23 protein-coding genes are annotated in these 20,206 nt (G+C 60.3%); 12 read left to right on the top strand and 11 right to left on the bottom strand.

What is annotated here, in order from left to right; translation table 11 throughout:
• Positions 1-105: 105 nt before the first annotated feature.
• The 5 genes from HNQ72_RS01340 (at position 106) to HNQ72_RS01320 (ending at position 3,469) form a co-directional block, all read left to right on the top strand.
• Positions 106-369, top strand: coding sequence for an usg protein (locus tag HNQ72_RS01340; protein ID WP_148148484.1), 264 nt, complete (start codon positions 106-108; stop codon positions 367-369).
• 73 nt (positions 370-442) lie between these two features.
• A complete protein-coding gene (locus tag HNQ72_RS01335) occupies positions 443-1,258 on the top strand; it encodes a class I SAM-dependent methyltransferase (RefSeq protein ID WP_183991205.1) in 816 nt (271 codons plus the stop codon).
• A gap of 28 nt (positions 1,259-1,286) precedes the next feature.
• Positions 1,287-1,853, top strand: a complete 567-nt coding sequence (locus HNQ72_RS01330; RefSeq protein ID WP_183989222.1) for a DinB family protein — start codon at positions 1,287-1,289, stop codon at positions 1,851-1,853.
• Entirely contained in the window at positions 1,853-2,266 is a 414-nt protein-coding gene (locus HNQ72_RS01325) for a CopD family protein (protein WP_183989221.1), read from the top strand. The genes HNQ72_RS01330 and HNQ72_RS01325 overlap by 1 nt, the downstream gene beginning before the upstream one ends.
• A 126-nt stretch (positions 2,267-2,392) precedes the next feature.
• On the top strand, positions 2,393-3,469 hold the full coding sequence (locus HNQ72_RS01320; RefSeq protein ID WP_183989220.1) for a D-alanine--D-alanine ligase family protein: 1,077 nt from the start codon (positions 2,393-2,395) through the stop codon (positions 3,467-3,469).
• A 28-nt stretch (positions 3,470-3,497) separates the two neighbouring features.
• Here HNQ72_RS01320 and HNQ72_RS01315 read toward each other — a convergent pair whose 3' ends face one another.
• From HNQ72_RS01315 to HNQ72_RS01300, 4 genes are read right to left on the bottom strand one after another with little or no spacing between them, the layout of a single operon-like run.
• The gene (locus HNQ72_RS01315; RefSeq protein WP_183989219.1) at positions 3,498-4,328 is read right to left on the bottom strand and encodes an ABC transporter ATP-binding protein; all 831 of its coding nucleotides are present in this window, start codon (positions 4,326-4,328) and stop codon (positions 3,498-3,500) included.
• Positions 4,329-4,338: 10 nt separating this feature from the next.
• Positions 4,339-5,253: an aliphatic sulfonate ABC transporter permease SsuC gene (gene ssuC / locus HNQ72_RS01310; protein WP_183989218.1), complete on the bottom strand. Its 915-nt coding sequence runs from the start codon at positions 5,251-5,253 to the stop codon at positions 4,339-4,341.
• A gap of 21 nt (positions 5,254-5,274) precedes the next feature.
• Complete coding sequence (gene ssuD / locus HNQ72_RS01305; RefSeq protein ID WP_183989217.1) at positions 5,275-6,450, bottom strand: FMNH2-dependent alkanesulfonate monooxygenase; 1,176 nt, start codon at positions 6,448-6,450, stop codon at positions 5,275-5,277.
• 44 nt (positions 6,451-6,494) lie between these two features.
• On the bottom strand, positions 6,495-7,472 hold the full coding sequence (locus HNQ72_RS01300; RefSeq protein WP_183989216.1) for an aliphatic sulfonate ABC transporter substrate-binding protein: 978 nt from the start codon (positions 7,470-7,472) through the stop codon (positions 6,495-6,497).
• A gap of 255 nt (positions 7,473-7,727) precedes the next feature.
• Here HNQ72_RS01300 and HNQ72_RS01295 point away from each other — a divergent pair, with 255 nt between their 5' ends.
• Both HNQ72_RS01295 and HNQ72_RS01290 read left to right on the top strand, forming a co-directional pair.
• Complete coding sequence (locus tag HNQ72_RS01295) at positions 7,728-8,600, top strand: NAD(P)-dependent oxidoreductase (protein WP_183989215.1); 873 nt, start codon at positions 7,728-7,730, stop codon at positions 8,598-8,600.
• A gap of 18 nt (positions 8,601-8,618) precedes the next feature.
• Complete coding sequence (locus tag HNQ72_RS01290) at positions 8,619-9,308, top strand: DNA alkylation repair protein (RefSeq protein ID WP_183989214.1); 690 nt, start codon at positions 8,619-8,621, stop codon at positions 9,306-9,308.
• A gap of 74 nt (positions 9,309-9,382) precedes the next feature.
• On the opposite strand, the gene HNQ72_RS01285 is transcribed toward HNQ72_RS01290, so the two are convergent.
• Genes HNQ72_RS01285 through HNQ72_RS01275 form a run of 3 tightly spaced genes read right to left on the bottom strand, consistent with a single transcriptional unit; the run spans position 9,383 to position 11,165 of the window.
• Positions 9,383-9,871 (bottom strand): Lrp/AsnC family transcriptional regulator, encoded by a 489-nt coding sequence (locus tag HNQ72_RS01285; protein ID WP_148148515.1) that lies wholly within the window; start codon positions 9,869-9,871, stop codon positions 9,383-9,385.
• A gap of 50 nt (positions 9,872-9,921) precedes the next feature.
• Positions 9,922-10,572, bottom strand: a complete 651-nt coding sequence (locus HNQ72_RS01280) for a uracil-DNA glycosylase family protein (RefSeq protein ID WP_183989213.1) — start codon at positions 10,570-10,572, stop codon at positions 9,922-9,924.
• Positions 10,563-11,165, bottom strand: coding sequence for a thermonuclease family protein (locus HNQ72_RS01275; protein ID WP_183989212.1), 603 nt, complete (start codon positions 11,163-11,165; stop codon positions 10,563-10,565). The genes HNQ72_RS01280 and HNQ72_RS01275 overlap by 10 nt, the downstream gene beginning before the upstream one ends.
• A 122-nt stretch (positions 11,166-11,287) precedes the next feature.
• Here HNQ72_RS01275 and HNQ72_RS01270 point away from each other — a divergent pair, with 122 nt between their 5' ends.
• Entirely contained in the window at positions 11,288-12,823 is a 1,536-nt protein-coding gene (locus HNQ72_RS01270) for a sensor histidine kinase (protein WP_183989211.1), read from the top strand.
• 378 nt (positions 12,824-13,201) lie between these two features.
• On the opposite strand, the gene HNQ72_RS01265 is transcribed toward HNQ72_RS01270, so the two are convergent.
• Positions 13,202-13,600, bottom strand: coding sequence for a diacylglycerol kinase (locus tag HNQ72_RS01265; protein ID WP_183989210.1), 399 nt, complete (start codon positions 13,598-13,600; stop codon positions 13,202-13,204).
• 10 nt (positions 13,601-13,610) lie between these two features.
• Positions 13,611-14,627 (bottom strand): nicotinate-nucleotide--dimethylbenzimidazole phosphoribosyltransferase, encoded by a 1,017-nt coding sequence (gene cobT / locus HNQ72_RS01260; RefSeq protein ID WP_148148497.1) that lies wholly within the window; start codon positions 14,625-14,627, stop codon positions 13,611-13,613.
• A gap of 68 nt (positions 14,628-14,695) precedes the next feature.
• On the opposite strand from cobT, the gene cobS reads away from it, so the two are divergent.
• The 3 genes from cobS to HNQ72_RS01245 are packed head-to-tail and all read left to right on the top strand — an operon-like array spanning position 14,696 to position 16,452.
• A complete protein-coding gene (cobS, locus tag HNQ72_RS01255) occupies positions 14,696-15,514 on the top strand; it encodes an adenosylcobinamide-GDP ribazoletransferase (RefSeq protein ID WP_373289344.1) in 819 nt (272 codons plus the stop codon).
• Between the two features lie 18 nt (positions 15,515-15,532).
• Positions 15,533-15,754: a DUF1289 domain-containing protein gene (locus HNQ72_RS01250; protein ID WP_183989209.1), complete on the top strand. Its 222-nt coding sequence runs from the start codon at positions 15,533-15,535 to the stop codon at positions 15,752-15,754.
• Positions 15,751-16,452: a TIGR02281 family clan AA aspartic protease gene (locus tag HNQ72_RS01245; RefSeq protein ID WP_183989208.1), complete on the top strand. Its 702-nt coding sequence runs from the start codon at positions 15,751-15,753 to the stop codon at positions 16,450-16,452. The genes HNQ72_RS01250 and HNQ72_RS01245 overlap by 4 nt, the downstream gene beginning before the upstream one ends.
• Positions 16,453-16,569: 117 nt before the next feature.
• Here HNQ72_RS01245 and HNQ72_RS01240 read toward each other — a convergent pair whose 3' ends face one another.
• A complete protein-coding gene (locus HNQ72_RS01240) occupies positions 16,570-17,568 on the bottom strand; it encodes an AraC family transcriptional regulator (protein ID WP_183989207.1) in 999 nt (332 codons plus the stop codon).
• An 83-nt stretch (positions 17,569-17,651) separates the two neighbouring features.
• Between HNQ72_RS01240 and HNQ72_RS01235 the strand changes: the two genes are divergently transcribed.
• Complete coding sequence (locus tag HNQ72_RS01235) at positions 17,652-18,857, top strand: MFS transporter (protein ID WP_183989206.1); 1,206 nt, start codon at positions 17,652-17,654, stop codon at positions 18,855-18,857.
• Positions 18,858-18,942: 85 nt separating this feature from the next.
• Here HNQ72_RS01235 and HNQ72_RS01230 read toward each other — a convergent pair whose 3' ends face one another.
• Complete coding sequence (locus HNQ72_RS01230; RefSeq protein ID WP_183989205.1) at positions 18,943-20,157, bottom strand: MFS transporter; 1,215 nt, start codon at positions 20,155-20,157, stop codon at positions 18,943-18,945.
• Between the last annotated feature and the right edge of the window lie 49 nt (positions 20,158-20,206).

Below are 20,206 nucleotides of genomic sequence, written 5' to 3'. Positions count from 1 at the left end.
AACACCAATTTTCACCAGAAGCGACAGTCGTTAAGTTTCCGTCAAGCATCGCGTGTTCCCATTTCAATGACGCAGCCAATGCGTCATTAAAAAAGGGAACAGCAGATGTCGGAACTCGAAATGATGCTGCGAGGCTACGGCCTCACCACCGCCCAGATTTTCTACCGCATGCCGGATCACCCTGCCTTGCTGCAGAGCTATGTCTGGCAGGACTACGATCTCGCCCCTGAATTTCCGGAGATGAACGGGTTTCTAAAATTCTGGCAGGAGAAGCTGGAAGGGCCGCTACACTCTGTCCGCTACGTGCATCGCAAGCTGATCTCGGCCAGCGAGTGGCGGCAGGTGAAGGGCGAAATCATCCTGCACTGATTGCGCTTGGCTATGATCCTCGCAATTGCCAAACGCTGCCGCGACACGTAAAGCGGCTGGCAACAACGAGGATATGGTTATGGCGAAGATCGACGAAGAAGCATTGGCGGAAGCCTATAACCGGGCGCTGGCGCATGAAAAGGCCGGCGAGATCGATGCGGCCGTCGAAGCCTACAAACAGGTGCTGGAAATCGATCCGGAAGACCACGGTGGCGCTGCTGTTCGCATCGCCTCGATGGGCCGCGGCGAAGCGCCGCCGAAAGCGCCCGACGCCTATGTCGAAACGCTGTTCGACCAGCATGCGGAAAGCTTTGAGGACATTCTCGTCGAACAACTCGGTTATGCGGTTCCGGTTCTGGTGCGCCAGCGCCTGCAGGAGCTGAAGCTCGGCCCGTTCAAGCGCATGCTCGATCTCGGCTGCGGCACGGGGCTGACCGGCGGCACGCTGCGCGACATGGTGGACGACATTACCGGTCTCGACATCTCCGAGAACATGGTCGAGATCGCTCATGAGAAGGATCTCTACGAGACGCTTTACGTCGCAGAAGTCGAGGATTTCCTCGAGGACAATGACGATGAGCCCTTCGACCTGATCACCGCGACCGACGTGCTTCCCTATCTGGGCGCGCTCGAGCCGCTGTTCTTCGGTGCTGCCGAAAACATGGTCGCCGGTGGCCTGTTCATCTTCTCCTCCGAATCCCTGCCGGAAAGCGACGAGCGGACCTACACGGTCGGCCCGCACCAGCGCTTCATGCATTCGCCGGCCTATATCCGCACACGGCTTGCCGATACCGGTTTCGAGCTTGTCGAAATGAGCGACATCAACGTGCGCATGCAGGACGGCAATCCCAGCCCGGGCCATCTGGTCATCGCGAAGTTGAAGGGATAATTTCTTCGCCTCAACGGAGAACGGCCCAATGACGCCGGAGCGTTACTTCATAGCCCAGGCATATAACAACGCCTGGGCCAATCACCGGCTGCTGAAAGCCTGCGCCCTGCTGTCCGCCGAAGACCTGGCCGCACCGCGCCAAAACTTCTTTCCGTCGATCATCCACACGCTGAACCATATCCTGACCGTCGATTGGCTCTATATCGGTGCGCTCGAAGGCCACTGTCCGGGTGCTTCCGCCTTCGAACCGGAAATCCCGTTTCCCGCCCTTGCCGATCTCGACCGCGAACAGCGCGTAGCCGATCGCCGCCTCATCGACCACTGTCGCAGCCTGACGGACGAAACACTTTGCGCCGAAGTCAGCATCCCGCGCGACATGCATATGCAGGTCGAACCGGCAGACCGCATCCTGCTGCATCTCTTCCAGCACCAGATACATCATCGCGGACAGGTTCATGCGATGGTATCCGCAACGGGCGTAAAGCCGCCGCAGCTGGACGAATTCTTTCCATCAGACCCGGCAGAACAGGCGCTTCGCGCGCAGGATCTGGCTGAACTCGGATTTACCGAAACCATGATCTGGAGTGATCGATAATGCTGTATTTCGTCATCAAGGCCCTGCACCAACTCTCCGACTTCCTCCTGATCGGCGGCATGCTGATCAATGCTTTCGTCATCTCGATGGTGCCGCCGCCGATCCGTGTCGGCGTGATCGTCGCGCTGCGCAGATACGACCGCACAGTGACCACGGCAGCGCTTGCCGGCGCCTGGATCTTCGGCCTGTGGCTCGCCTTCGGTTACATCGGCTTTGCCGGCAATGGCTGGCTGCATGCCAAGCTTCTTCTCGTTGTCATTCTCTCGGCGCTGCACGGCATGCAGCAGGCTGCAATGCGCAAGATGGCGGCCGATCCGAAGCTTGAGCCGAATGCCTTCGTGCGCATCGGCATGCCGGTTATCCTGATCTGTCTCGTGCTTGTCGTGGCGCTCGCCGTCATCAAGCCGTTCTGATTCCAGCTTTCCTGATCTCCGTAGCCAGAGCGCCGCAAAACAGCCCGCTTTTCGTCGTCGCAAGAAGCGGGCGAAAAGCCGAAGCAGAATCGGATACCGGCTACAAGCCGGACTGGAGAGGGTTACATGACGGGAAATTCAGACAGACTGCGTATTGCCGTATTGTTTGGCGGGCGTTCGGCGGAACATGACGTATCGGTGCTTTCCGCAACCATTGTCATGAACGCCCTCGATCCGCAAAAATACGACGCATTACCGGTCTTCGTCAGTCGCGACGGCCAATGGCTGCTCAGCGCGTTTGAGGGCGGCGAACTGTCGAAACCGACGAACGGTACGCAACTCTCCCTGATCCCCGGCTGCAAGGGACGCCTTTTTGCGCTCCCCGAAGGTACTGCGGCTTACGAATTGCCGAAGATCGACATCCTGTTTCCCGTACTCCACGGCCTGCATGGCGAGGACGGTGCGGTTCAGGGGCTGGCCGAAGTGGCGCGCGTGCCACTTGTCGGTTGCGGCATTCTGGGTTCCGCCAATGCTCTCGACAAGGATGTCGCCAAGCGGCTGTTCAACGAGGCCGGTATCCCGGCTGCACGTTCGGTGACGATCTATCAGAACGATACACCCGCTTTCGAGGAACTGGAACAGGCGCTCGGCCTGCCGATCTTCATCAAGCCCGCCCGCCAGGGGTCTTCAGTCGGCGTCAGCAAGGTGTCGACGCAGGCGGATTACGCGGCAGCGCTGTCGGAAGGTTTTCGCCACGACAGCAAGCTTCTCGCCGAAGAATTCATCAAGGGCCGCGAGATCGAGTGTGCCGTTCTGGAGGCGCCGGACGGCAGCCTTTTCGTCTCGACAACGGGCGAGATCGTTCCGGCGGAAAGCCACGGCTTTTACAGTTACGATGCCAAATATATAGATGAGGACGGCGCGGCGCTCAGAGTGCCGGCGCAGATGCCGCCGGATGTCGAGGACGAGATCCGCGCCTTCGCGGTCAGGGCTTTTCGCGCGCTCGGCTGCGACGGCATGGCGCGGGCAGATTTCTTCCTCACCGCCGAGGGCCGCATTCTCGTCAACGAGCTGAACACCATTCCCGGCTTTACCGATATCAGCATGTATTCAAAGGTGATGGGCGCAAGCGGCGTGAGCTATCCGCAAGTCATCGACCGGCTGGTCGAACACGGACTGGCGCGAGCCGGCCGATCGATCTGATCGGCCCGACCTGTTTCAGATACGATCCTCAGGCCTTTCCGAGGATCGTATCGAGCAGGCTGCCTTCGAGTTCCGCCAGAACCGGATCACCGTGGCGGCGCGGCTGGTCTCTCGGGATTTCGAGGTCGAGGCTGATGCGGCCTTCATCGAGCACGATCACCCGGTCGGCCAGATGCACGGCTTCCGCCACGTCGTGGGTGACGAGCACAGCGGTGAAGCCAAGCTCGCGCCAGACATTGGTCACCAGATCCTGCATGCCGATCCGGGTCAGCGCATCGAGCGCGCCGAGCGGTTCGTCGAGCGCCAGCAGGCCCGGACGGCTGACCAATGCTCGTGCCAGTGCCACACGCTGCCGCTGGCCGCCGGAAAGCTTCGACGGCCACTCCTTCGACTTTTCCGACAGTTGCACGCCCTTGAGCGCCCGCTCGGCCTCGCGCCGCCCGAAAGCCTTGGGCACGCCGTCGCCCAGTCCGACAGCCACGTTGTCGGCAACAGAGAACCAGGGCAGAAGCCTCGGCTCCTGAAAGACAATGCGGGAATTAGGCTCCGCCGCCTCGCCTTCCTCATCAACGAATTCGATCCGGCCGCCAGTCGGCTCGTCCAATCCCACCAGAAGCCGCAAAAGCGTGCTCTTGCCACAACCGCTCTTGCCGACGATCGCCAGGAACTGCCCGGCGGGCACATCGAGATCAAGACCGCGTAAGACCAGATTGTCGCCGAAGCGTTTTTCGACGCCGCGCAGCTTCAGGCCAGCGGGTTGCGGCGCGGCCTGATAGTCCACCGGCTGTGCGGCATGGTGCGCGTCGAGCTCCGCATCGGAAATGAACGCGAGCGGTGACTGATAGGGTCCAACAGGCATTTTATCCTCCTTACCGCTGATAGGCCGGGTTCCATGAGAGCGCTGCGCGCTCCAGCGTGCGGGCAATGACGTCCGCGAGCTTGCCGAGCACTGCGTAGATGACCAGCGCCAGCACGACGACATCGGTCATCATGAATTCGCGGGCCGTATTGGCCATGTAGCCGATGCCGGAATTTGCAGCGATCGTTTCCGAGACGATCAGCGTCAACCACATGATACCGAGCGCATAGCGCAGGCCGACGAAGATCGACGGCAGCGCGCCCGGAAAGATCACTTTGCGGAACAGCGACCAGCCGCTCATGCCGTAGATACGTCCCATCTCGATAAGATCGCGATCGACATTCTTCACCCCGTGATAGGTGTTCAAATAGATCGGGAAAAGCACGCCGAGCGAGGTGAGGAACAACTTTGCCTCCTCGCCGATGCCGAACCAGAGAATGACGAGCGGGATCATCGCCAGATGCGGAATGGTGCGCAGCATCTGCAGCGTCGTGTCGGTCAGTTGTTCCGACAGTTTCGACACGCCGTTGGCGATACCGAGCAGGAACCCGATTGAGCCACCGATCAGAAGACCGCTTAGCGCCCGCGCACCGCTGACGCCCACATCGCGGGCGAGTTCGCCGGAGAGCAACCTTTCCCAGAAGGCCGCAACCACCGCCACCGGCGACGGCATGATCCGGTCGGAGATAAAGCCGAAAGACGAGCCCGCCTGCCAGAGCAGGACCAATGTCACCGGCAGGAGAAAGGGTAAAAGTGCAACGCCGGAGACGCTGCGCGGGCGTCGCGGCTTCCCGTCATTTGCCCGCGCAGCCTTCTCCGCCGCACCCTTGGGAGGATCTGAATAGCCGATTGCCGCAGATGGAGTTCTGTCTTCTCTGATGCGCCTTAGGCTGCGCCCTTCCGAAAACGTATCGACTGTCGTCATTATCTCGCCCTCCCTATCTTATCAGGATGCAGCAACAGCACGGATGGTCGCGTGACCACCGCCGCCGAAGAGCGGTTTTTCCGAAGCGAACTCGTTGCCGAAACCGGCACGCTGCTCCTCGCGGGTGATGCCCAGTTCCGGAAAGAGCAGTTCGGCCACGCGGTAGGCTTCTTCCAGATGCGGATAACCCGAGCCGATCACCGTCTCGATGCCGAGGGCCTGATATTCGCGCAGGCGGGCCGCCACCGTCTTCGGCGAGCCCACGAGTGCGGTGCCTGCCCCCGAGCGCACCAGCCCAATCCCGGCCCAGAGGTTGGGCGAGACTTCCAGCTTGTCGCGGCGGCCGTTGTGGAGCGCCGCCATCCGCTGCTGGCCCACACTGTCGGAATCGCGCGCGAAATGCGCCTGCGCTTTCGCAATGGTTTCGTCGGAGAGCTTGGAGATCAGCTTGTCCGCAGCCTCCCAGGCCTCCTCGTCGGTCTCGCGGACAATGAAGTGCAGCCGGATGCCGAAGGAAACCTCCCTGCCCCGTTTTTCGGCGGCAGAACGTACAGCCTTGATTTTCTCACCCACCTGTTCCGGCGGCTCGCCCCAGGTCAGATATTTGTCGCCACGGCCGGCGAAGAACTCGATGCCGGCATCCGACGATCCGCCGAAATAGAGCGGCGGCCGCGGCTGCTGGATGGTCGGGAAACCGAGCCTGGCATTCCTCGCCTTGATATGCTTGCCGTCGAGATCCGCATGGCCGGTGGTGACGAGATCCTCGAAGACCTGGAAGAATTCCTCAGCATGGGTGTAGCGCTCGTCATGCTCGAGAAAGATGCCGTCACCGGCCAGTTCCGATGGATTGCCGCCGACGACGATGTTGAGCAGCAGCCTGCCGTTCGACACTCGGTCTAGCGCTGCCGCAAGCCTTGCGTAATAGGCGGGCGCGGCCGTGCCGGGCCGGATGGCCACCAGAAATTTCAGCTTCTCGGTGAAGGGCGCCAGCGAGGCGGCCGTGACAAAGGATTCTTCGCAGGAGACGCCGGTCGGCAAAAGCACGCCGGAATAACCGAGCCTGTCCACAGTCTGCGCCAGTTCGCGCAGATACCTGTTTTCAGGCGGACGGTTCAGCTCGCTGCCGCCGAGATAGGTGCCGTCGCCGCCGGTCGGGATGAACCAGAGAAAATCGATGGGGTTCTTCGTATCGCTCATCGTGAAAAATCCTTGATCTCGGTTGGTCTGTGACGAACGCAGGCTCAGCTTGCCTTGGGGCGCCAGACGATGTCGGAAATGTCCAGCTTTCGCGGAATGATCTTGAGATCGTAGAATTCGTCGGCAAGCGCCTGCTGATACTGGACCGCCGCATCCGGCACGGTGGAGACCGCGCCGAGATCCGCCCCACGGCGCGACAGTACGACCTTGGTGACGTTTTCTGGCACGCCGGTGATCGAGGCGATCGCCTTCACCGTCTCGTCGAAATTCGACTGTGCCGTGCCGCCGACCTTTTTCAGCTCGTCGATCACCTCGACGATCAGATCGCCGTTCTCGGCAGCGAAATCGCCATTGCCGAGGAAATAGCTCCAGCTATCGACAATGCCTTCCGCCGTCGTGAGCACGCGGGTCTGCGGGTCGGCTTCGGCAATCGCCGTATAGGGATCCCAGATCGACCAGGCGTCGATCGAACCGTTCTTGAAGGCGGCTGCCGCATCCGGTGGCGCAAGATCGAGCTGCGTCACGTCGCTGGGGGAAAGTCCGCCCTTGCGCAGAACCTTGACCGTAACATTGTGGGCGCTGGAGCCGCGCTTGAAGGCCAGCTTCTTGCCCTTCAGATCCGCGATCGACTGGATCGGGCTATCCTTGTGGACGAGGATGGCCGATCCTTGAGAACTGCCGCGATAGGTACCGACATAAAGCAGGTTGCCGCGCGCCGCCTGGGCAAATAGCGGCGGCACGTCACCCGTCGGGCCGAAATCGAGTGCGCCCGCGCCGAGCGCTTCAAGAAGTGGCGGGCCGGAGGTGAATTCCGCCCATGTCACCTTGATGCCGCGATCGGCGAAACGCCTTTCGAGCGCCCCCTGGCTTTTTGCCAGAGCCAGCACGCCGTTCTTCTGCCAGCCGATGCGCAGTTCCTTGGCGGCAGCCCTTGCCTTTCCCGCGATGGGCAGAATGGCAGTGGCCGCTGCCGCGCCGATCAAGCCAAGTGTCTGTCGACGGTTCAAATTGCCTGTCACCATGGAATGAGCCCTTCCTCACCAGATCTCCGATGACAAAAGGCTCCCATACTCTATCGACTTGGTCGACATTCCATCATTTTAAAAAACAACCGCAATCGGAGATTTCATTTCTCCGATTCAAGCAGATGGGAATGCAAAACTGCTAAAGTGCAAATCTCCACCGCATTGCGGAAAATCATTTTTGCCTGCTTTGTTCTTCCCGTCGGCCATGCTTTGTTCTAATCATCGGGAACAACAAGCGTTCGGAGGTTCGGCATGGCGAAAGTGGCATTCATCGGTCTCGGGGTCATGGGTTTCCCGATGGCGGGACATCTCAAGCAAAAGGGTGGCCACGAGGTTGCCGTCTATAACCGCACCGCTGCCAAGGCCGCCGACTGGGTAGCGAAATTCGGCGGCACGACCGGAGCCACGCCGGCGGAAGCCGCCAAGGATGCCGATTTCGTCTTCACCTGCGTCGGCAATGACGACGATCTTCGCTCGGTGACAACAGGCGAAAACGGTGTGCTCTCAAGCATGAAGCCCGGCGCTATCCTGATCGATAACACCACGGCCAGTGCCGAGGTTGCGCGCGAACTGGATGCTGTTGCGAAAGAACGCGGCGTCCACTTCATCGACGCTCCGGTCTCCGGTGGTCAGGCGGGCGCGGAAAACGGCGTGCTCACCGTCATGTGCGGCGGCGAACAGGCGATCTTCGACAAGGCCAAGCCGGTTATCGATGCCTATGCCCGCATGGTCGGCTTGATGGGGCCGGTCGGAAGCGGCCAGCTTACAAAGATGATGAACCAGATCTGCATCGCGGGCATCGTCCAGGGCCTGTCGGAAGCCATCCATTTCGGCAAGCAGTCCGGCCTCGACATCGAGACCGTCGTCGATGTCATTTCCAAGGGTGCTGCCGGTTCTTGGCAGATGGAAAACCGCCACAAGACAATGGACCAGGGCAAATACGATTTCGGTTTTGCCGTCGACTGGATGCGCAAGGATCTCGACATCGTCCTGACAGAAGCACGTCGCAACGGGGCGAAACTCCCGCTGACGGCGCTAGTCGACCAGTTCTATGGCGACGTACAGGCCATGGGCGGCAATCGTTGGGATACGTCCTCGCTGCTTGCCCGTCTCGAACGGAAGTAACACAGAAGGTCAAAGGCAATGCTCAGCCCCTCCTCCGATACGCCCGGGATCATCGATCATCTTGGTACCTTGCGGTCGGAGGAGAACATTGCCGGCATGGGTCGCTTCGGCATCGCCACCGAGGCGGCGCTCGGGATCTCCAATCCCGACCTGCAGAAAATCGCCCGTGTGGTGAAACGCGATCACGTCCGGGCGCTCGATCTCTGGAAAACAGGCATTCGCGAAGCGCGGATGGTGGCGATTTACACCGCCGACCCGAAGGCGCTCACATCTGCCGAAGCGCATTCCTGGGCGGATGATTTCGCCTCCTGGGAAATTGTCGATGCCGCCGCCGACCTCTTTACCGAAGTCCCCTTCTGGCAGGACCTGATCGCAGAGTTTGCCGAAGACGAACGTGAGTTCGTCCGCCGCACCGCCTTTGCGATGATCGCCGGAGCATCCGTCCATCTGAAGAAGGAGCCGGACGCGACCTTGATAGGCTATCTGCGCCTGATCGAACAACACTCCACCGACCCGCGCAATTTTGTCAAAAAGGCTGTCAACTGGGCCTTGCGCAATATCGGCAAGCGAAATGCCACCTGCCACAAGCCGGCTCTCGCCCTTGCGGGAAAACTCACAGAATCGAATGACAAAACGGCACGCTGGATCGGCAAGGACGCGCTCAAAGAATTGTCGGGCGAGAAGGTCATGCGGCGGCTGAACGTCTGAATGTCAAAGCGAAAACGCCGCAACCCGATCCGGATTGCAGCGCTCTCAAAATTATCAAAACCGAGTTGGATCGCTCAGTCGTCGCCAGACTTCTGGTTGTCGATCATCATGTAGTCGAGCGGCAGTTCCGTCGTGTATTTGATCTGCTCCATGGCAAAGACGGAAGAGACGTCACGGATCTCGATCTTGGCGATCAGGCGCTTGTAGAAGGCGTCATAGGCGGCAATATCCGGCACGACGACGCGCAGGAGATAATCGACGTCACCGCTCATGCGGTAGAACTCAACGACTTCCGGGAAATCGACCACGACTTCGGAAAAACGCTTCAGCCATTCGATCGAGTGGCTGGCGGTGCGGATCGAGACGAAAACAGTGACCTTCGTATTGACCTTGCCCGGATCGAGCAGCGCTACGCGGCGGCGGATGACGCCGTCCTCTTCCATCTTCTGGATACGGCGCCAGCAGGGCGTGGTGGACAGGCCGACCTTCTTGGCGAGATCCGCCACTGCGAGTGTGGAATCTTCCTGCAGAATGCGCAGGATCTTGCGGTCAAGACGGTCCATCATTGTCCCCTTCGAAATGATTTTTCGTTATACACCCTATTTTCGCACAGTTAAGCGAATTTTGTTCCGCGAATCAAGCTATCCACATGCTGCCTCAGTACCGGCAGGATCTCTTCCTCGAACCAGCCGTTGCTTTTCAGCCAGCCGCTGTTGCGCCAGCTCGGATGCGGCAGCGGTAGTATGCGCGGCCCGTCATTGACGAAGAAATAGTCGCGCCAGTTCCTCACCGTCTCCGTCGTCGTTTTCTTCCGGCGAGCGCCCAGATGCCAGGCAGCCGCATATTGACCGATCACCAGAATGGTGTCGATTTGCGGCATTGCCGCCATCACTCTCGTGCGCCATGCGGGCGCACATTCCTTGCGCGGCGGCAGGTCGCTTCCCTTTGCGTCGTAGCCGGGAAAACAGAAGCCCATGGGCACGATCGCCAGCCGGCTCGCATCGTAGAACTCCTCGCGCGAGACGCCCATCCAGTCGCGCAGCCGGTTGCCGGATGCATCATCGAACGGCAGTCCGCTTTCGTGAACCCGCAGGCCCGGGGCCTGGCCGGCAATCAACAGCCTTGCCGTCGACGACAATGTCGCGACAGGACGCGGCTCATGGGGAAGCGGATTGTCCACCCTTGCGGGATGATCGCGACAGATACGACAGGCGGCGATGGCCGCGCCAAGATCGGCAATCCGGTCCGGTTGCGTCACGACCATGGCAGCAGGCCTTTCAGTCGCTCGAAGATCGCCTCGATTCCGTTTCCAATCCGGCTGCCGCTGTCGGCCCCTGCCGATCCGTCATCTTCGGCGGCGGCACCCTTGGCGGCACGCCATGCCCGCGGTGTTTCGAAAGAACCAGACCATATCCCTTTGGCCTCTCCCCGCGCGGCGGTCTCCTCCGCGTGATAATCGCCGGATGCAACCGCCATCCCCTGGCGCACGAGTTCGGCATTGATATTCGTTTCATCCAGCCGACAGCGCACAAGTACACGGCCATAACGATCCCTGGAGGAACCCGCGCAATAGACGCTGGGGGACGAGGCGAATTTAGCGAGAGCATCGCGCGCTGCATCGCCGCATGCCCAGGCCTTCTGCCCTTCGCCGCAAGACTGATCCGCCTCCGGAGCATCGATGCCGATCAGCCTCAATCGCTCGGCTCCAGCCGCCAGCGTGTCGCCGTCAATCGCGTAGAACGGACCGTCGATGCGGGTGTCACCGTTGAGATCCAACTTGGCGACGATAAGCGAGGCAAGGACGAGGAATGCTCCGAGGAACAGACCATCCTTCAGGGTCTTGGCAAAACGGGTCACAATCCGGTCTCAATTACAAACGGAAGCTTCAGGAGAATGGCAAACAAAACCTTTCCCGGCAGTATCTTCTTAAGGTTTGGAACATAAGCTCTCAATCATCCGAATAAGTTAGTTCACAACCAATGAGTAGCGGCGTCAGTATCTCGACCGACAAAATAATCGTTGATCGATCGCGTGGCCACCGCAACAAGGCGGTATCCAAGACCGTCCGCGCGACACGTGAACGGCTGCAACTTTCCAATAGCGGCAACCAGGCCTTCGACCGTGACATGCTTGCCATGCATGTCAATGCGGTGTTGCAGGCGGCGGCAGTCGTGCCCCTCTTCATCGCGCTCGTCACCGCGATCGGAATGTATATCTCGCCCAGCGCCCACCTGATTGCCTGGGCGCTTTTGATGCTCAGCCTGCATGCGATCAACCTTCTGCTCGCCCGACGTTTCAGCCGCAAGGAAATCGCGGCGGCGGAAACCACCAAGTGGCGCCGGCGGCTGCTTCTTGCGCAGATTCTGCTTGGCGTCGGATGGGCGACTTTTGCGCTTCAATCCTGCGATGCGTGCGGTGGCGACAGCTTCTACTTCTACAAGGGCGCCGTCCTGCTCTTTGCGATTTCCATCACGGCAATGAGCAGCTTCATGCTGCGTCAGGGCGTTCTGGTCGGCTTCGTCCCGGTGATTGCGGCACTCCTCTTTCGTGTCGCCATCTCGCGTGATCTCATCGACATCGGCTTGACCGCGATCTGCGCCATCGCCGTCGTTTTCTTTCATTTCATCTGCGACCGCCTCTACCGCTCGAACCTTACCCTGATGTCCTACCAGTCGGAAAAGGACGACCTGATCGCCGAGCTGGAAGTGGCAAAATCGATGTCGGACGAGGCGCGGCGCCGGGCGGAGGAAGCCAATCTGGCAAAATCCCGCTTCCTCGCTTCCATGTCCCATGAACTGAGAACACCGCTCAATGCCATTCTCGGCTTTTCCGAGGTCATGAGTTCCGAAGTGCTCGGCCCGATGCCGAACCCCACATATCGCGAATATGCCGGCGACATCCACCGCTCCGGGGAGCATCTTCTCAACCTGATCAACGAAATCCTTGATCTGTCCCGTATCGAAGCCGGTCGTTATGATCTCAACGAGGAGACGCTGTCGCTGCTGGAAGTGGCAGAAGACTGCATCGGCATGGTTCAGTTGCGGGCACGAGCCAAGAACATCGCAATTCGCCACAGTTTCGAAAACGAGATGCCGCAGGTCTGGGCAGATGAAAAATCGATCCGACAGGTCATTCTCAACCTGCTCTCGAATGCGGTGAAATTCACGCAGCAAGGCGGAGAGATCTCGGTCAAGGTCGGCTGGACGGCGGGCGGCGGGCAATATGTGGCCATCAAGGATAACGGCCCTGGCATCCCCGAGGAAGAAATTCCCGTCGTGCTGTCAGCCTTCGGACAGGGCTCGATTGCCATCAAGAGTGCCGAGCAGGGTACCGGCCTCGGGCTGCCGATCGTTCAGGCCATCCTGGCCAAGCATGACGGCCAATTCGTGCTTCGCTCCAAACTGCGTGAAGGCACCGAAGTCATCGCCATTCTGCCTGCCACGCGGGTGATGCAAAGCATTCCTGCCGTTGCCGATGCGCCGGCGATCGAAAAACGTAGGCGTTCTTTCGCCTGAGCTTAGTTACAGAATAATCACCCGCGTATTCGTCCGCAAACCGCTCACGAGCATCATTCGGCGCGCCTGTCCGCGAACCTCTGCGAATGATATTTGATCCGTATACGCTGACCTGCTGCCCAGGAATGGGCATGTTCGGCGATGCTGAAAACGCGCTCTGTCACTTCTCCGTTTTCGCATACCCGAACAATCCATTTGAAATCAGATTCAAAAACTTCGATCGTGTCATCGGTCAAGGTGACAGGTCCCGCAATCCCCAAAACATGACAAATGCTAATTTTTTGAAATTCGCGCGTCCACTATAAAAAGTTGCATCTGGTGATCACGGGCTCGTGATCTCAATTTGGCAGAGCCGGAAGAGGTCGATATTGCGTCTTCCTAATGCAATCGGAAGAAGGTCTTGGCCAAAACGTAAAGCACAAACAAACCGTTTGCGGTCAGCATACAAAAGACAGCGAAAGAACCGAGATCTTTTGCGTGGCGCCCGACCGTTGAGATTTCGGGAGAGATACGGTCGACAAGTTCCTCTATCGCCGTGTTAAGCGCCTCGACGCAAAACAGGAGCAGCGTCAGAATAAGGAAGATGAAATAATCGATCGCCGCGGCGCCGATGATGGCGAAGAGCGCGAAACCTGCGCAAAAGGCATAGACTTCATGCCGGAAGGCTTGTTCACGCCACAGGCGTACAAGACCCTGCATCGAATACCGGGTCGCCGCGATGATTCGGCGGACGCCGCTCGCTTTTCCAAGAGTGCTGTCGAGCGGCGTGTTTTCCATTGGCGTTCTCTTATGCCTTGTTGGTCACACCTGCCTGTTCGTAGGTCACCATGCCGGTATGGCAGGCGGCCGCAGATTTGACGATACCGGCCGCCAGTGCCGCGCCAGTGCCTTCACCCAGGCGCATGCCGAGAGCCAACAGAGGCGTCTTGCCGAGCTTTTCAATCGAGCGCAGATGCCCCGGCTCGGCAGAAACGTGACCGATCAGGCAGTGGTCGATCGCCGACGGGTTCATCGCCTTCAAAATTGCAGCGGCAGCAGTGACGACATAGCCGTCAAGCAGAACCGGAATCTTCTCCATGCGGGCTGCCAGAATGGCGCCGGCAATTGCTGCGATCTCGCGTCCGCCGAGACGGCGCAGAATTTCGAGCGGATCGGAGAGATGGTCCTTGTGGAACTCGACCGCCTGTTTAACGACAGCGATCTTGCGGGCCATCAGCTCGCCATGGGAACCCGTGCCTGGGCCGACCCAGTCTTCGGCCTCGCCACCATAAAGCGCCAGATGGATGGCTGCAGCGATAGTGGTGTTGCCGATCCCCATTTCACCGAGGCAGAGGAGATCCGTGCCACCGGCAATCGCTTCCATGCCGAACGCCATGGTCGCAGCGCAATCGCGCTCGGAAAGAGCCGCTTCGGTTGCAATGTCGCCGGTCGGATAATCGAGTGCCAGATCGAAGATCTTCAGGCCCAGGTCATGAGTGACGCAGATCTGGTTGATTGCCGCACCGCCTGCGGCAAAATTATCCACCATCTGCTGTGTCACGGACGGCGGAAAGGGCGTGATGCCGTGTCTTGTGACGCCGTGATTGCCGGCGAAGATCGCAACAAGCGGGCGGTTAACCGCAGGTGCCCTGCCCGTCCAAGCGGCGAGCCAGAAGGCGATTTCCTCAAGCCTTCCAAGCGCTCCGAGCGGCTTTGTCAGCTTGGCGTCACGCTCGCGGGCATCCACCAATGCGCGCGGATCCGGTCCCGGCAGGTTGGCAATCAGGTTACGAAAATCGTCGAAAGGCAGGCCGCTCAAACTCATCGAAATCTCTCTCGTCTTAGCCGGCGCGTCATCGTCCGGCACTTGTGTTCACCGGCAAATCGCGCTTTGTGTGCGCATCTCTTAATCGCCTATATCGGGAGCGACAACTGCCAAACGCGACGGATTTCATCGCCGACCTAGCCCGCTCGGTCGCATTTCTCAGCCGCATCCCCGTGCCGGACCGTTTCTTTCTCGGTCAAAGCGGCTCGTTTTCCCGTGCAGTCAGGGCATTTCCGCTTGCCGGCGTGCTGATCGCACTCGTCCCGGCACTCGTGCTTTACACGTTGTCGCAGACGGGTGACGCGCTTGTGACAAGCCTGATCGCTCTGTCACTGATGGTTCTGTTGACCGGCGCGTTGCATGAGGATGGCCTTGCGGATGCAGCCGATGGGCTGGGCGGCGGACGTGACCGCGAACATGCGCTCGCGATCATGAAAGACAGCCGTATCGGCTCCTACGGCGTCGTTGCAATGCTTTTGTCCTTCTCGTTACGTGCCGCATCGCTTGCTGCCCTCGCCCGTTTCGACAGCAGCCTTGCGGCAGTCTCCATGCTCGCTGCGGCTTGCCTCAGCCGCTCGGTAATGATCTGGCACTGGAGTGCGCTCCCGCCTGCCCGAACAAACGGCGTTGCAGTCGCCATCGGCGCACCCGAACGTGGCTCGCGTAACCTTGCACTGCTGATCGGCGGCGTGATGGGCCTGATCTTCATCGCCTCTCACCTCGGCATTCCGGTTGCTATCTTCGCGATCCTCGTCTGTGCCGCCGCTGGCCAGTTCTTCACCGCTTTCGTCCGCCGCAAGCTTGGCGGCCATACGGGCGATACGATCGGCGCCACACAACAGGTTAGCGAAATCGTGCTTCTTTCGACCCTTGCCCTGATCGCCTGAACCTCCGATATAGGTTGCATGATTTCGCCCTGCATCCTTGTCTGTTCGATCGACCTGAAGACCGGCTATTGCTTTGGCTGCGGCCGCACGCGCGACGAGATTGCCGGCTGGATCGACTATTCCGATGCCGAGCGGCATTCGATAATGGACGGGCTTGCCGCCCGGCTGGAAACGGTCGAGCGAAAGCCGCGGCGGGAGACCCGGCGACAGAAAATAGCAAAGGAGCGCCAGATCACATGAACGGACTGACCTTCGTGCTTCTCGTGCTCGGCGCAGGCCTTGCGCTGCTCGTCTTCAACCACTCATCGGGCCAGACTTTCGGCATCGACAACAACGATTTTGGCCAGCTCATCTATCTCGTCCCGATTGCCGGCCTGCTTGGTGCCGGCATTCTTGCCGGTCGCCGCGGTGGCATGAACGAGGCATTACGCAATCTCGCCATCTGGCTGGTCATCATCCTCGGACTGGTTGCCGCCTATCTTTACAGAAACGACGCCAACCAGTTCGCCGGCCGCATGGTGGCCGGCCTGATGCCCGGCCGCGCCGTCGTCGTCACGGGAAGCGACGGAAACGAGGTCATCATCCAGAAGGCACTCGGCGGCCATTTCCAGGCCGATGTCGCAGTCGACGGAAAAAACATCCCGATGCTGGTGGATACCGGTGCCAGCAGCGTGGTTCTCTCCTTCGAGGATGCCTCTGCAGTCGGGATAGACACCGGCGGCCTCGCCTACACCGTCCGGGTAATGACCGCCAACGGTCCGGCCATGGCTGCCCCCGTCAGGCTCGACGAGATCGCCATCGGCCCGATCTCGCGAAAAAACGTCCGTGCCATGGTAGCCCAGGACGGAATGCTGGACGAAAGCCTGCTTGGCATGAGCTTTCTGTCGACGCTGAGTTCGCTCAACATGCAGACAGACGAGTTACGGCTAAGGGATTAGGCAAGCCGGCACACGCCGTCTCATCGTGACGACATGCCAGAAAAGCGCCGCCGGTCCATCAGGCTTCCAGCTCTTCGCGCCGTCCGATGGTCGGAGCCGGCTCCCACGTCTTTCCCCTCACCCCACCGCGGCCAGTTCGACCATCTCGTTAGAGACCGTGTCGCCATCCGGCTTGCCTCTAAAATGGCTTGGTGGGTGTCCGATGATGCGCTTGAAGGCGCGGCTGAACGAGGCTTCGGCATCATAACCGAGTTTTTCGGCCACCGTCGCTACCCGCATGCCTTGCTTTAGCCAGAGCCGCGCCTGGTGCATTCTCACCAGCGCAACATACCGGGCGGGCGTTTCTCCGACGACGCGGGCAAACCGCTCGGCAAAACCGGAACGTGAGGCACCCATCAGCCGCGCAAGTTCGGCCACCGACCAGTCACGTTCAGGCTCCAGGTGAATGGCGGCAAGAACCCGCCCGACCTCCGGATTGCGCACCGCCGCGATCCAGCCATTCGTATTGCCGCAGCCGTGTTCGACCCAGGTGCGGATGATCGTTGCCGTCAGCACATCCGCCAGCCGCGCCAGAATGCCGCCGGCACCGACCCGATCCATATCCACCTCGCGCGCCATGGCATCCAGAAGGTGCGGAATAGCCGGCTCGCTGGTTGCAAGGTCGCTGGTCAGCATCGTTTCAGGCATGAGCTGCAAAAGCGGATGCAACCTGTCTATATTGAAGCGCATCGACGCGGTCAGCGCTACCGTGCCGCAACGCGCATCGGCGCATTGCATGTCGAATACGCCCTCACAGACCTGCTTCTTGCCGTAACGCCCGAAAGGCAGAGGCTCGACAGTCTCAGCACTCGCTATCACATGGGCGTCACCGCGCGGCAGTATGACTGCATCTCCGGCATTCAGCTGCAGCCATTCGCCCGAAGGCGCCTTGAGAAACGCCCTGCCGGACGAAATGAAATGAAAACGCGCCGCTTCCTCGGCCGGAAAGACCGTGGCCCAGGGCTCGGCAAGCCGGCAACGGCCATATTCGACGCCGTCGAGCCGCAGGCCCCGCAGCATTTCCGACAAGGGATCGGCTCCAGCCGACGATGAGAATTTGGACGATCTGTCAAGCATATCGGATTTTCTAGCATGGAAACGCCAGGCCGTCACGCCTATTCCTGACAAAAGCCAAATAGGCTGCAATTCAGGAGAATCTCATGCACGGCACCCCCATATCATCTGACGCTGCAGCGCGAACGGAACATGATGTCGCACGTTGGGGCGCAGTCGCCTCATTGACTCTGGGCGTGTTCGGCCTCGTCACCGCCGAATTCCTTCCCGTCAGCCTGTTGACCCCGCTCTCGGCTGATCTTGGCGTCGGCACCGGCGTCGCCGGCCAGTCGATCACCACCACCGCGGTGATCGCCGCAGTTGCCGGACCCGGCGTCATCATCGGCACCCGCAAGATCGACCGGCGCTGGACAGTCCTGGCGCTGACGACACTTCTGGTCATTTCCAGCCTCCTCGCCGCGATCGCCAACGATATCTATACGGTATTTGCCGCCCGCATCCTTCTCGGCGTCGGGCTCGGCGGCTTCTGGGCCATGTCAGCAGCACTTGCCATGCGCCTCGTCCCACCGGCGCGGATGCCGCGCGCGATGGCCATCATCATGGCCGGCGTTTCGCTTGCCACCGTCTGTGCCGCGCCGCTCGGCGCCTGGATCGGCGACACGCTTGGCTGGCGGGCGGCATTCTATCTGTCCGCTGCCGTCGGCTTCGTTGCATTGGTCGCCCAGGCGACGCTCCTGCCCGCTTTGCCGCCGACCGGTCACGCCGGGCTTGGCACGCTTGCGGCGCTGATGCGCCGGCCTGCAATCCGCACCGGCCTTATCACCATCCTGCTTTTCGTCGCGGGCCATTTTGCCGGCTTCACCTATATTCGTCCGTTCCTGGAGCGGGTGCCGCAGCTTGATGTCGAGACCATCTCGCTGATCCTGCTTGCCTATGGCGTTGCTGGCTTTTTCGGCAACATGCTCGGCGGCATGGTTTCGGAACGCAGCCCGCGCCTGTCGATCGTCCTGTTCACCACGCTCGTTGCAGCATCGGCCGTCGTTCTGGCCATTGGCGGCGCCTCGCTTGCCGTTGCTGCGACCGCGATCGCATTCTGGGGCCTCGCCTTTGGCGCCTTCCCGGTCAGCGTACAGAGTTTCGTCGTGCGCCATGCGCAGGATGAGGCAGAAAGCGCCGGCGCTCTGGTGATCCCGGCCTTCCAGATCGCAATCTCGAGCGGCGCGGTTCTCGGCGGCCTCCTGATCGAAACTCAGGGTCCGGTGTCCGTCGTGATGCTTCTTGCGGCAGCCAGCCTGCTTGCAGCATCGGTCATGGCCGCGCGCGGCGAACGCCGCCAGCTGTCGCTCGGATAACCGGTTTCGAATCGAAATCCGTGCAATAGATACCGAACCGCCCGCAATTTACTTTTGCGGGCGGCTCTTTCCATTCGGCAATCCGCTAGAGCCGCACCCGATGAGATCCTGAACGGGAGATCAGCACCAGAACCGGCAGCGAAATGCATGCCAGGATGGCGCCCGATAAAAACGTCCCGAACGAACCATAGATATCCCAGACAAGGCCTGCGAGAACGTTACCGAACAGCACGGCAAGGCCGGTCACGAGGTTGAACACGCCGAAAGCGGTTCCTTTCAGATGCGCGGGCGCCGCATCTGCTATCAACGTCGCAAGCAGGCCTTGCGACAATCCCATATGCAAGCCCCACAATACGATCCCGATCAGGAAAACCACGATCGAGCCTGCGAAGGCGAGCGTAAGATAGGCAGCGACCAGAACCGCCATGCTTGCGCCAAGAATGCCCGTCCGGCCAATGACATCGGAGAGTTTTCCGACAGGATAGGCCGTCAGGCCATAAACCGCATGCATGATCACCATGGTAATCGGGATCCATGCCGGCTGGAAACCCGACTCCTCTGACTTCAGAAGCAGGAATGCCTCGCTGAACCGTACAAAGGTCAGCGCGGAGGCGGCGATGATGACGATCCAGACCGAGCGATTGAGGGTCACGACATCCCTGAACTTCAGCGAGCCCCCAGCCTTCCTGACCGGGCTTTCCGGCTCGCGGATACCGATCATCAGGACGAAGACCGACAGGAATGCCGGAACGACCGCAATCCAGAATATCGTCAGGACATCGTTGGCGAGCGCAACCATGAGGCCGATCGCGGCAAGCGGGCCAACAAAGCCGCCGACCGTATCGAGCGATTTTCTGAGCCCGAAGGCAGCGCCCCTGATCTGCGGCGGCGTCACATCGGCAATCAGCGCATCGCGCGGCGTGCCGCGAATTCCCTTGCCAACCCGGTCGATCGCCTTGGCGGTAACGATCCATCCCGTCGACGTGGCGAAAGGAAACAGAAGCTTGGAGATAGCACCAAGGCCATATCCCGCGACCGCCAGCCATTTGCGGTTCCTCGCCCAGTCCGAAACTATGCCGGAAAACAACTTGGTCGTCGTCGCGATAGCGACCGAAAGGCCTTCGATGAAGCCGATCGTGACGGCCGAAGCGCCGAGCGAGGAAACGAGATAGAAAGGCAGGAGCGTCTGGACCATCTCCGATGAGATATCCATCAGCAGGCTGACGATGCCGAGGATCCAGACGGTGCGCGGAACGCCCGTGCGGGATGCCGAAGACGTTGGTTCTGAATACGATGACATGGCTGGCCCCTAACGGAAATCTCCGATAGTGGCCTGCCTCCTTGCCGTC

This window comes from Aliirhizobium wenxiniae, assembly GCF_014201355.1.
Lineage (GTDB): Bacteria > Pseudomonadota > Alphaproteobacteria > Rhizobiales > Rhizobiaceae > Neorhizobium > Neorhizobium wenxiniae.
Note: the sequence above shows the minus strand (reverse complement) of the source record. Positions and strands in the feature narration are given on the sequence as shown.

What these genes read in the sequence shown, in the direction of transcription:
- HNQ72_RS01265 (WP_183989210.1), bottom strand. Translation starts at nt 13,600, where the DNA reads ATGGAAAACACGCCGCTCGACAGCACTCTTGGAAAAGCGAGCGGCGTC.
- HNQ72_RS01295 (WP_183989215.1), top strand. Translation starts at nt 7,728, where the DNA reads ATGGCGAAAGTGGCATTCATCGGTCTCGGGGTCATGGGTTTCCCGATG.
- HNQ72_RS01325 (WP_183989221.1), top strand. Translation starts at nt 1,853, where the DNA reads ATGCTGTATTTCGTCATCAAGGCCCTGCACCAACTCTCCGACTTCCTC.
- HNQ72_RS01245 (WP_183989208.1), top strand. Translation starts at nt 15,751, where the DNA reads ATGAACGGACTGACCTTCGTGCTTCTCGTGCTCGGCGCAGGCCTTGCG.
- cobT (WP_148148497.1), bottom strand. Translation starts at nt 14,627, where the DNA reads ATGAGTTTGAGCGGCCTGCCTTTCGACGATTTTCGTAACCTGATTGCC.
- HNQ72_RS01315 (WP_183989219.1), bottom strand. Translation starts at nt 4,328, where the DNA reads ATGCCTGTTGGACCCTATCAGTCACCGCTCGCGTTCATTTCCGATGCG.
- HNQ72_RS01250 (WP_183989209.1), top strand. Translation starts at nt 15,533, where the DNA reads ATGATTTCGCCCTGCATCCTTGTCTGTTCGATCGACCTGAAGACCGGC.
- HNQ72_RS01300 (WP_183989216.1), bottom strand. Translation starts at nt 7,472, where the DNA reads ATGGTGACAGGCAATTTGAACCGTCGACAGACACTTGGCTTGATCGGC.
- HNQ72_RS01230 (WP_183989205.1), bottom strand. Translation starts at nt 20,157, where the DNA reads ATGTCATCGTATTCAGAACCAACGTCTTCGGCATCCCGCACGGGCGTT.
- HNQ72_RS01290 (WP_183989214.1), top strand. Translation starts at nt 8,619, where the DNA reads ATGCTCAGCCCCTCCTCCGATACGCCCGGGATCATCGATCATCTTGGT.
- HNQ72_RS01320 (WP_183989220.1), top strand. Translation starts at nt 2,393, where the DNA reads ATGACGGGAAATTCAGACAGACTGCGTATTGCCGTATTGTTTGGCGGG.
- HNQ72_RS01270 (WP_183989211.1), top strand. Translation starts at nt 11,288, where the DNA reads ATGAGTAGCGGCGTCAGTATCTCGACCGACAAAATAATCGTTGATCGA.
- HNQ72_RS01285 (WP_148148515.1), bottom strand. Translation starts at nt 9,871, where the DNA reads ATGGACCGTCTTGACCGCAAGATCCTGCGCATTCTGCAGGAAGATTCC.
- HNQ72_RS01340 (WP_148148484.1), top strand. Translation starts at nt 106, where the DNA reads ATGTCGGAACTCGAAATGATGCTGCGAGGCTACGGCCTCACCACCGCC.
- HNQ72_RS01240 (WP_183989207.1), bottom strand. Translation starts at nt 17,568, where the DNA reads ATGCTTGACAGATCGTCCAAATTCTCATCGTCGGCTGGAGCCGATCCC.
- HNQ72_RS01330 (WP_183989222.1), top strand. Translation starts at nt 1,287, where the DNA reads ATGACGCCGGAGCGTTACTTCATAGCCCAGGCATATAACAACGCCTGG.
- ssuC (WP_183989218.1), bottom strand. Translation starts at nt 5,253, where the DNA reads ATGACGACAGTCGATACGTTTTCGGAAGGGCGCAGCCTAAGGCGCATC.
- HNQ72_RS01280 (WP_183989213.1), bottom strand. Translation starts at nt 10,572, where the DNA reads ATGGTCGTGACGCAACCGGACCGGATTGCCGATCTTGGCGCGGCCATC.
- ssuD (WP_183989217.1), bottom strand. Translation starts at nt 6,450, where the DNA reads ATGAGCGATACGAAGAACCCCATCGATTTTCTCTGGTTCATCCCGACC.
- HNQ72_RS01235 (WP_183989206.1), top strand. Translation starts at nt 17,652, where the DNA reads ATGCACGGCACCCCCATATCATCTGACGCTGCAGCGCGAACGGAACAT.
- HNQ72_RS01335 (WP_183991205.1), top strand. Translation starts at nt 443, where the DNA reads ATGGTTATGGCGAAGATCGACGAAGAAGCATTGGCGGAAGCCTATAAC.